The organism is Wenjunlia tyrosinilytica (assembly GCF_014646055.1).
Lineage (GTDB): Bacteria > Actinomycetota > Actinomycetes > Streptomycetales > Streptomycetaceae > Wenjunlia > Wenjunlia tyrosinilytica.
The window spans coordinates 1-11,562 of sequence record NZ_BMMS01000077.1; the positions used below are offsets into that span (position 1 = coordinate 1).

Annotated in this window: 1 protein-coding gene; it reads right to left on the bottom strand. The window is 71.1% G+C overall.

Going from position 1 to position 11,562, the window contains the following annotated elements:
• Window positions 1-11,562 (bottom strand): type I polyketide synthase (locus IEY86_RS34975; RefSeq protein ID WP_189135941.1); only part of this gene is annotated, 11,562 nt, incomplete at both ends.

Sequence of the window (11,562 nt, forward strand, 5' to 3'; positions counted from 1 at the left end):
CACCGGCCACACCGGCAGCCGCCTGCGTATGCCCGATGTTCGACTTCACCGACCCCAGCCGCAGCGGTCTGTCGGCCGGACGGCCCTGGCCATAAGTGGCCAGCAGCGCCTGCGCCTCGATCGGGTCGCCCAATGACGTGCCCGTCCCGTGCGCCTCCACCGCGTCCACGTCGCAGGACGAGAGTCCCGCACCCGCGAGGGCCTGCCGGATGACCCTCTGCTGAGACGGGCCGTTCGGCGCCGTGAGGCCGTTGGACGCGCCGTCCTGGTTGACCGCGCTGCCGGCCACCACCGCGAGCACCGTGTGGCCATTGCGCCGGGCGTCCGAGAGGCGTTCCACGACCAGGACCCCGGCGCCCTCACCCCACCCGGTGCCGTCAGCGGCCTCCGAGAACGCCTTGCAACGGCCGTCCGCGGCCAGCCCCCGCTGACGGCTGAACTCCACAAACGCGTTCGGCGTCGACATCACCGTCACACCACCGGCCAGCGCCAGATCGCACTCACCCGACCGCAGTGCCTGCGCCGCCAGGTGCAGTGCCACCAGCGACGACGAACAGGCCGTGTCCACCGTCAGGGTCGGCCCCTCAAGACCGAGCACATACGCGATCCGCCCCGACATCACCGAGGCCGTCACACCCGTGGTCAGGTATCCCTGCGCGTCCTCGGGGCGATCCAGCAGGAGGGCCAGATAGTCCTGGCCATTGGACCCGACGAAGACTCCCGTACGGCCGCCTCGCAGCGTTCCCGGCTCAATGCCGGACCGCTCCAAAGCCTCCCATGACGTCTCCAGCAGCAACCTCTGCTGCGGATCCATCGCCACGGCCTCCCGCGGCGAGATCCCGAAGAACGACGAATCGAACAACGGCGCCTCGTGAAGGAACGCGCCCTCGCGCGTGTACGTCGTGCCGGGGCGACCGGAGGGATCGAAGATCCCCTCCAGATCCCACCCACGGTCCGCGGGAAACTCCGACACCGCGTCCCTGCCCTCGACCAGAAGCTGCCAGAAGCTCTCCGGAGAATCGACACCGCCCGGGAACCGGCACCCCATCCCGACGATCACCACGGGGTCGTCCAGAATCGTCCCGGTGTCCGAGGCAAGGAGCAACTCCGTCCCGGTTTCGGGAGTACGGACCTCGGCGCCGAGGAGTTCGGTCCGCAGGAAGGCGGCGACGTCGAGCGGGGTCGGATAGTCGAACACCAAGGTCGCCGGCAGGAGCAGACCCGTCGCCGCATTGAGCCGGTTCCTCAGCTCGACGGCCGTCAGGGAACCAAATCCCGACTCCCGGAAGGGGCGCGTCGGCTCCAGCATCCGCGCCTCCGCGTGCCCCAGCACCGCGGCGGCCTGCGCCCGGACCACATCGACCAATATCTGGTCCTGCGCACTCACGGAGAGACCGGCCAACCGGCCCCGCAGGCCCTCGGCATCCGCTGCCGACCCCGTGCTCTCCACGGCATCGCGGGCCTCGGCAACACCTTCGAGCAAGGCACTGGGCCGCCCGCTGGTGAACGCCGGGGTGAAGCGGGACCAGTCCACGTCGGCCACCACCGCGACCGCGTCCCCGCCATGGACGAGACGCTCCAGCACCGTGAGCGCGGACCGCGGGTCGAGCCCGCCCAGACCGCGGCGCCGAAGGTACTCCGCCACGCCGTCGTTCTCGGCCATTCCGGCCTCGGCCCATGGCCCCCAGGCCACCGACACCCCCGGCAGGCCCAGCGCACGCCGCCGCTGCGCCAGCGCGTCCAGATAGGCGTTCGCCGCCGCGTAGTTGCCCTGCCCCGGAGCGCCGATCGCACCCGCGAACGAGGAGAAGAGCACAAACGCCGACAGATCCAGCTCCCGGGTCAGCTCATCGACATTCGCCGCTGCCACGGCCTTGGCGCGCAGCACGGAAGCGAAGCGCTCCGGCGTCAGTGCGTCGATGACTCCGTCGTCGAGGACACCGGCCGCGTGGACGACGGCATCCACCGGGTGGTCCAGGAGCAGCCCGGCCAGAGCGTCCCGGTCCGCCACATCACAGGCGGCGACGGTCACCTGGACACCCCGCTCGGTGAGTTCGTCCCTGAGCTCCGCAGCGCCCGGTGCCGCCGGCCCACGACGGCTCACCAGCACCAGGTGCTCCGCACCGCCCGCCGCGGCCCAACGCGCGACGCGGGCGCCCAGCGCACCGGTGCCACCCGTGATCAGGACCGTCCCCGACGGCGACCAGCCCGTGGCCGAAGCGGTCGCGGGCAGCCGCTCAAGACGACGCCCGAACACACCCGAGGCCCGCACCGCGACCTGGTCCTCACCGGCTCCCGAGAGCACGGCGGCCAGACGGGTGATCGCCCGCCGGTCCAGCACGGCCGGGAGATCGACGAGGCCGCCCCACCGGTCCGGCAGCTCCAACGCCGCCACCCGTCCCAGACCCCACACCGCACCCCGCACCGGATCGGGAGCACCGTCCGACCGGCCGACGGACACACCGCCACAGGTCAGCATCCACAGGCGCGCGTGAATCCCGGCATCGCCCAGCGCCTGCGCCAGTACCGCCGAAGCCACCACACCCAGCGGCAGCCCGTCCTCCCCGGCAGCCATGAAGCCCAGGAGCGACACCACACCGGCAACCGGACCATCCTCGGCCGCGGCACCAAGCCGAGCGGCCAGCTCCGAGCGGCTCATTCCGGGCTCGTGGTCCACCCGCGCCGGATCCGCGCCCCGTGAGGCCAGGCCCTCGACGACCGATCCGGTCCAGGAGTGCTCAAGGCCGGTTGGCAGGACGACCAGCCATCGCCCGGACAGCGTTCCCGAGGAGACACCGTCCAACGGCTTCCACGTCACCCGGTACAGCCAACGGTCCGCACGGGAGCGCTCACGCTGCCCACGCCGCCACGAGGACAACGCCGGCACCACACCGCCCAGCACCGCCTCGTCCACACCCAGCGAACCCGCCAGCGACCCCAGATCGCCGCGCTCGACCGCCTCCCAGAACCGCGCGTCCACCCCGTCCGAGGCAACCGACACGTTTTCGGCCGCGCCTTCCGGCCAGAAACGCTCACGCTGAAAGGCATACGTCGGCAAGGCCACCCCGGACGCCCGAGAGCCACCGAACAACGTCTCCCAGTCCACCCCGACACCGGCGACGAACAACCCCGCCACCGCCGACAACACCACGCCCACCTCGGGCCGGTCACCCCGCAGAGCGGGCACGAGCAGATGCTCAACGCCCTCCACGCACCCCTGGGCCATGGCGGTCAGGGTGCCGTCCGGGCCCAGCTCCACAAACCGCCCGACCCCCTGGGCCTCCAGGCAGCCGATGCCATCGGCGAACCGCACCGCCTCACGGACATGCCGCACCCAGTAGTCGGCGGACGTCAACTCCTCGACGGTCGCCGTGCCACCCGTGACATTGGAGACGACCGCAAAGCGCGGCACCTCGTACGCCACGCTCTCCGCCACCTGGCGGAACTCCTTGAGCATCGGCTCCATCAACGGCGAGTGGAACGCGTGACTCACCCTCAGGCGGGTTGTCTTGCGGCCCAGCTCACGGAAGTGCCGCGCAATCTCCTCGACGGCGTCCTCCGAGCCCGCGACGACGGTGGCCATCGGGCCGTTGACCGCCGAGACGGCCACCTCGGACTCACGCCCCTGGAGGAGCGGCAGTACCTCGTCCTCGGCGGCCCGGAGCGAGACCATCGCCCCGCCCGACGGCAGGGCCTGCATCAACCGGCCCCGCGCCACGACCAGACGGCAGGCGTCCTCCAGCGACCACACGCCCGCCACATACGCGGCGGCCAGCTCACCCACGGAGTGACCGAGCAGGACGTCCGGCCTGATGCCCCAGGACTCCACCAGCCGGAACAGCGCCACCTCGAGGGCGAACAGGGCGGGCTGGGCGTACTCCGTGCGGTTCAGCAGATCGGCGTCCTCACCGAAGACCACCTCCCGCAGCGGGCGGCTCAGTTCACCGTCCACGGCGGCGCACACCGCGTCGAAGGCCTCGGCGAACACCGGGAAGGCGTCGTACAACTCCCGGCCCATACCCGGCCGCTGCGACCCCTGCCCCGCGAACAGGAACGCCGTCCGTCCACCGGATCTTCCAGGTGTCCCCACGACCACGGCGGAGTCCGGCTCCCCCACGGCCAGGGCCCGCAGTCCTCGCAGGAGCTCGGTGTGATCCGAGGCGAGTACCACCGCGCGGTGCTCCAGCAGGGACCGCGTTGTCACCGCTGCCAGTCCCAGATCGCCCAGGCGCACATCCGGTTCTGCATCCAACCGCGCCCACAAGCGCTCGGCCTGGACCTCCAGGGCTCCGCCCGTCCCCGCGGAGACGACCACCGGCACCACCGGCAGCTCGCGTGTGTCGTCCTCGGTGGGCTCCTCGCCCTTGACGGCTTCCATGGGAGGCTGCTCGATGATCACATGGGCGTTGGTGCCGCTGATGCCGAACGAGGACACACCCGCCCGGCGCGGTCGGCCGGCCTCGGGCCACGGGGTGTTCTCGGTCAGCAGCCGCAGGTCACCGGCCGTCCAGTCCACATGCGAGGACGGCTCATCCGCGTGGAGCGTGCGCGGAAGCACCCCGTGCCGCATCGCCATGACCATCTTGATCACACCGCCCACACCGGCGGCCGCCTGGGCATGCCCGATGTTCGACTTCAACGATCCCAGCCACAGAGGCCGCCCCTCGGGACGGTCCTGCCCATAGGTCGCCAGCAGCGCCTGCGCCTCGATCGGGTCACCCAGCGTGGTTCCCGTGCCATGGGCCTCCACGACATCGACGTCCCAGGACGACAGCCCGGCACCGGCGAGTGCCTGCCGGATCACCCGCTCCTGGGCGGGGCCGTTGGGAGCCGTCAGGCCGTTCGACGCACCGTCCTGGTTGACCGCGCTGCCGGCCACGACCGCCAGGACCGTGTGCCCCTTGCGGCGCGCATCCGAAAGGCGCTCGACCAAGAGCACGCCCACGCCCTCGGACCACGCCGTGCCATCGGCGCCCGCGCCGAACGCCTTGCACCGGCCGTCCACAGCCAGCCCCCGCTGACGGCTGAAGTCCACGAAGGTGTCCGGTGTGGACATCACCGTCACACCACCGGCCAGCGCCAGATCGCACTCACCCGACCGCAGAGCCTGAACCGCAAGATGCAGGGTCACCAGCGACGAGGAACACGCCGTGTCCACCGTCATGGCCGGACCTTCGAGACCAAAGGTGAAGGCGATACGTCCCGACGCAACACTGCCGGTATTGCCCGTCAGCAGGAAGCCGTCGGACTCATGGACTCCTTCGCGCAAGCACGAGCCGTAGTCCTGACCCATCACTCCGGCGAAGACACCGGTCCGGGAGCCTCGGACCGAAGCCGGGGCAATACCCGCCCGCTCGAAGGCCTCCCAGGACGCCTCCAGCAGCAGCCGCTGCTGCGGATCCATCGCCAGCGCCTCACGCGGCGAGATCCCGAACAGCCCCGCGTCGAACGAGGCGGCCCCATAAAGGAATCCGCCTTCACGCACATAGGTCCTGCCGAGGGTTCCGGGCTCCGGATCGAAGAGACCGTCCAGGTCCCAACCGCGGTCCGTGGGGAACCCGCCAATGCCCTCCGCCCCGGAGGACACCAACTCCCACAGATCCTCCGGGGACTCCACCTCGCCCGGGAAGCGGCAGGCCATCCCGACAATCACCACCGGATCGTCGTGCACCCCCGCCGGCGCGGGCAGCGCGGCACCGGCGACGTCCCCGTCACCCAGCAACTCGCCCAGCACATACCGCGCCAGAGCCACCGGGGTCGGATAGTCGAACACCAAAGTGGCGGGCAGACGCAGACCCGTCGCCGCGTTGACGCGATTGCGCAGCTCCACCGACGTCAGGGAGTCAAAGCCCAGCGCCTTGAACGCCTGCTCCGCGTCGACATCCGCCGCCGATGAATGCCCCAGCACCGAAGCCGCCTGGGCACGAATCAACTCCAGCAGGAACGGGAGGCGATCGGCCGGCGGCAGGGACAGGAGCTTCTTCGCCAGGTCGGCGTCCCCACCGGATCCACCCCGCGCACCGGCCATCCGCCGCAGCGGCGCCCGCACCAGGCCTCGCAGGAGCGGCGCAGGCGCCTCTCCCTGCGCACGCAGCGCCGTGACGTCGAGGTTCATCGGCAGCACCACGGCTCGCTCGTGGTCGGCCCCACCGTACGGAACGGCTTCCAGCAGACCCAGCCCCTCCTCGACGCCCAGCGGCAGGAGTCCGCCCCTCGCCATGCGTCGAAGGTCCAGCTCGCTCAGGTCTCCCGTCATCCCGGCTCCCGGCGCCCACGGGCCCCACGCCAGCGACGTGGCGGGTAGGCCATGACCACGGCGCTGCTCGGCCAGGGCGTCCAGGAAGGCGTTCGCAGCACAGTAGTTGGCCTGCCCGGCCGCCCCGAACGTTCCCGCTGCCGAGGAGAACACCACAAAGGCCGACAGACCCAGGGACCGCGTCAGCTCATGGAGATTGGCGACCGCGTCCACCTTCGGCCGCAGCACGGCATCCAGACGCTCAACCGTCAACGAGGACACCACACCGTCATCGAGCAGGCCCGCCGTATGCACCACAGCCGTCAGCGGACACTCCACGGGAATCGACGACAAAAGCCCCTCAAGACCCGCCCGATCCGCCACATCACACGCCTCGACCCTGACCTCCGCACCCAGCCCGGCCAGCTCGGCCAGGAGGTCGTCAACGCCCGGTGCCCGCATTCCACGCCGACTCGCCAGGAGCAGATGCCGCACCCCGTGCCCGGCCACCAGATGCCGAGCCACCAGCGCCCCCAGACCACCAGTGCCACCGGTGATCAGGACCGTGCCCCGGGAGGCCGGCCATCCGGTGCCATCGGCCGCGGTCGCGGAGGTTCTCCGACGAGCCACCCGGCTCAGCCGCGGCACGTGGACCACGCCGCCGCGCACCGCGAGTTCCGGCTCATCCGAAGCCAACGCCCTGGCGCCCGGCTCCCAGGACTCCGCCTCCCCGTCCAGGTCCACCAGGACAAACCGGCCCGGATTCTCGGCGCGCGCGGCTCGCACCAGACCCCATACGGAAGCCAGAGCGGGGTCCGGCAGCCCCTCGTCGAGTGCGAGCGCTCCATTGGTGACCACCACCAGCCGTGAGCCCTCGAAGCGCTCCTCGGCCAGCCACTCCTGCACCAGCCCCAGCACCTGACCGGTCAGTGCATGCGTCGCCTCGACGACGTCACCGCCAGGACGCTCCACCCGAAGCACCAGATGACCGGGAACGTCCCCCTCCCAGCCGTCCATGGCATCCAGGTCCACACAGTCCACCGGTGAGGCGTCGGACAGCGGGGCCTGGACCCAGTCCACCTGGAACAAGCCCTCACGGGAGCCACCACGGATCCCACTCGCGAGGTCACCCGAGACCTCGCGCAGGACCAGCGAGTCCACCGAGGCCACCGGGTCCCCCGCGGCGTCCGCGAGTTCCAGGGCAACGGTCCCCGGCACGGCCTCGACCACCCGGACGCGAAGCGCCCCAGCGCCGCATGCCCACAACGACACCCCGCTCCAGGCGAACGGCAGCCGCCCGGGGCCGGGGTCGCCCTCCCCGGAGACAAACGTCACCGCGTGCAGAGCCGAGTCCAGCAGGGCCGGATGCATACCGAATCCGCGCGCCGGCTCCTCCTCGTCCTCCGGCAGCTCCACTTCGGCGAAGACCTCGTGCCCGCGCCGCCACACCGCCCGCAGCCCCTGGAACACCGGACCATAGGCGAAGCCCAGTTCCGCGAACCGCTCATACACACCGTCAACCGGCACCGCGACCGCGGCGGCGGGCGGCCACACACCGAAGTCGAAGGAGGACGCGGGCGCTCCGACATCCCCGGCGGTCAGCACCCCACTGGCGTTGAGCGTCCACAGCTCCTCGTACCCGGGATCCTCACGGCGGGAGTACACCTCGACAGTCCGTCCGCCGGACTCGTCGAGGCCCGCGAGCACCACCTGGAACAGCACCCCGCCGTCCTCGGGCACCACCAGCGGCTCGGCGATCGTCAGCTCCTCCACGCGGCCGCAGCCCACCTGGTCACCGGCCCGCACCGCCAGCTCCACAAAGCCCGTGCCGGGGAAGAGAACCGTCCCGGTCACCGCGTGATCCCTGAGCCACGGATGCGACCGCAGCGACAACCTGCCCGTGAACAGGAAGCCATCGGCCCCGGCCAGCTCCACGGCCGCGCCCAGCAGGGGGTGCCCGGCCGAGCTCAGACCCGCCGAGCCCAGATCTCCCGGCCGCGAAGCCGACGCCTTCGGCCAGTAGTGGCGTCGCTGGAAGGCGTATGTCGGCAGCTCGACCCGGCGCGCCTTCATGCCGGCGAAGACCACCCGCCAGTCGATCTCGGCACCGCGAGTGAACACACCCGCCACCGCACGGAGGAGCGCATGCGCCTCGGCACGGTCCTTGCGCAGAGCGGGCACCAGCAGGTGCTCGGCACTCTCCACGCACCCCTGCGCCATCGCGGTCAGGGTGCCGTCGGGTCCCAGCTCCACAAACCGGCCGACACCCTGTTCCTCCAAACGCCCGACACCGTCCGCGAACCGCACCGCCGCACGGACATGGCGCACCCAGTAGTCGGCGGTGGTCAGTTCCTCGGGCGCGGCCACGTCACCGGTGAGGTTGGAGACGACGGTCAGGCGCGGCGCCCGGTAGGTCACGCTCTGCGCCACCTCGCGGAACTCCTCGAGCATCGGCTCCATCAGCGGCGAATGGAACGCATGGCTGACCCGAAGGGCGGTGACCTTGCGCTCCAGCCCACGGAAGTGCTCTGCCACCGCCTCCACCGCATGCTCGGCTCCGGACACCACGGTGGAGACGGGGCCATTGACCGCCGCGATCCCGACCTCGTGCTCCCGGCCTTCGAGCAGCGGCAGCACCTCGTCCTCGGCGGCCCGGAGCGAGACCATCGCCCCGCCCGACGGCAGGGCCTGCATCAACCGGCCCCGCGCCACGACCAGACGGCAGGCGTCCTCCAGCGACCACACGCCCGCCACATACGCGGCGGCCAGCTCACCCACGGAGTGACCGAGCAGGACGTCCGCCCGCACCCCCCAGGACTCCATGAGCCGGAACAGCGCCACCTCGAGGGCGAACAGGGCGGGCTGGGCGTACTCCGTGCGGTTCAGCAGATCGGCGTCCTCACCGAAGACCACCTCCCGCAGCGGGCGGCTCAGTTCACCGTCCACGGCGGCGCACACCGCGTCGAAGGCCTCGGCGAACACCGGGAAGGCGTCGTACAGCTCCCGGCCCATACCCGGCCGCTGCGACCCCTGCCCCGCGAACAGGAACGCCGTCCGTCCACCGGACCGACCGGATACCCCCTCGATCACCGCGGAGTCGGGCTCTCCCGCGGCCAGAGCGCGCAGGCCTCGTACCAGGTCCAGCCGCTCCGAGGCCAGTACAACGGCGCGGTGCTCGAGGGCGGACCGGGTCACCGCGGACGACAGTCCGACGTCGCTCGGACAGAGCCCGGGCTCGGCGTCCAGGAACGAGGCCAGCCGCTCCGCCTGCCCCCGAAGCCCCTCGACACCAGCCGCCGAGACCATTACCGGCACCACGGGCCATGCACGGCCGTCGCCCGCGAGGAGCTCGGTCTCCTCGACGGCCCCCAGCGGCGCCTGCTCGATGATCACATGCGCGTTGGTGCCACTGATCCCGAACGAGGACACACCCGCCCGGCGGGGCCGCCCGGCCTCGGGCCATGGGGTGTTCTCGGTCAGCAGCCGCAGGTCACCGGCCGTCCAGTCCACATGCGAGGACGGCTCATCCGCGTGGAGCGTGCGCGGAAGCAGGCCGTGCCGCATCGCCATGATCATCTTGATCACACCGGCCACACCGGCGGCCGCCTGGGCATGCCCGATGTTCGACTTCAACGATCCCAGCCACAGCGGCCGTTCGGCTTCCCGGTCCTGCCCATAGGTCGCCAGCAATGCCTGCGCCTCGATCGGGTCGCCCAGCGGCGTGCCCGTTCCATGGGCCTCCACCGCGTCCACATCGGAGGCGGACAGTCCCGCACCTGCCAGCGCCTGCCGGATCACCCTCTGCTGGGAAGGACCATTGGGCGCCGTGAGACCGTTGGACGCGCCGTCCTGGTTGACGGCACTGCCGGCCACGACCGCCAGGACCGTGTGCCCCTCGCGCCGGGCATCCGACAGCCGCTCCACCAGGAGCACACCCACACCCTCGGACCACGCAGTCCCGTCGGCCGCATCGGAGAACGCCTTGCACCGGGCATCGGATGCCAGTCCGCGCTGCCGGCTGAACTCCACAAAGGTCTCCGGCGTGGACATCACCGTCACACCACCGGCCAGCGCCAGATCGCACTCACCCGACCGCAGAGCCTGAACCGCCAAATGCAGCGACACCAACGACGACGAACACGCCGTGTCGACCGTGACCGCCGGTCCTTCCAGGCCGAACGCGTAAGAGATACGGCCCGAGGCCACACTGCCGGTGTTGCCGGTCAGCACATACCCATCGGACTCATGAACACCTTCGCGCAGGTACGAGCCGTAGTCCTGGCCGATCACTCCGGCGAACACGCCCGTCCGGGAGCCCCGAACGGAAGCCGGGTCGATACCGGCCCGCTCGAAGGCCTCCCAGGACGCCTCCAGCAGCAGCCGCTGCTGCGGATCCATCGCCAGCGCCTCACGCGGCGAGATCCCGAACAGCCCCGCGTCGAACGACGCGGCTCCATAAAGGAACCCGCCCTCGCGGACGTAGGTCCTGCCGAGCGTTCCGGGCTCCGGATCGAACAGCCTCTCCAGATCCCAGCCGCGATCCGTGGGGAATCCTCCGATCCCCTCCGCCCCGGCGACCACCAACTGCCACAGGTCCTCGGGAGACTCCACCTCTCCGGGGAAGCGGCAGGCCATCCCGACAATCACCACCGGATCGTCGTGCACCCCGACCAGCGCGGGCAGCACCGCACCGGTGACCTCCGCGTGACCGAGCACCTCGCCGAGCACAAAACGCGCCAGAGCCACCGGGGTCGGATAGTCGAACACCAAAGTGGCGGGCAGACGCAGACCCGTCGCCGCGTTGACGCGATTACGCAACTCCACCGACGTCAGGGAGTCAAACCCCAGCGCCTTGAACGCCTGCTCCGCGTCGACATCCGCCGCCGATGAATACCCCAGCGCCGAAGCCGCCTGGGCACGAATGAGCTCCCGCAGGACACGTTCCTGCTCTTCGGACGGCAAGCCCTGCAACCGTCGCCACAGGTCGCGCTCCCCACCGATAGCCGCTTGCGCGTCCACCACGCGGCGACCCGAAGCCCGAACCAGTCCCGTCAAGAGGGCCGGGACCTCCTGGTCGCGCTTGCGCAGCACGCTGATGTCCAGATTCACCGGCACCAGGACCGCCCGGTCCAGACCCGTCCCACCGCCAAGCACCGCGCCCAGCAGGCTCAGCCCCTTCTCGACGGGCAGAGGGAGCATGCCGCCGCGGGCCATCCGCCGCAGGTCGGCGTCGCTCAGCTCGCCGGTCATTCCCGCGCCGGGCGCCCAAGGTCCCCATGCCAGGGACGTGGCCGGCAGACCCAGGGCACGGCGGTGGTGCGCGAAGC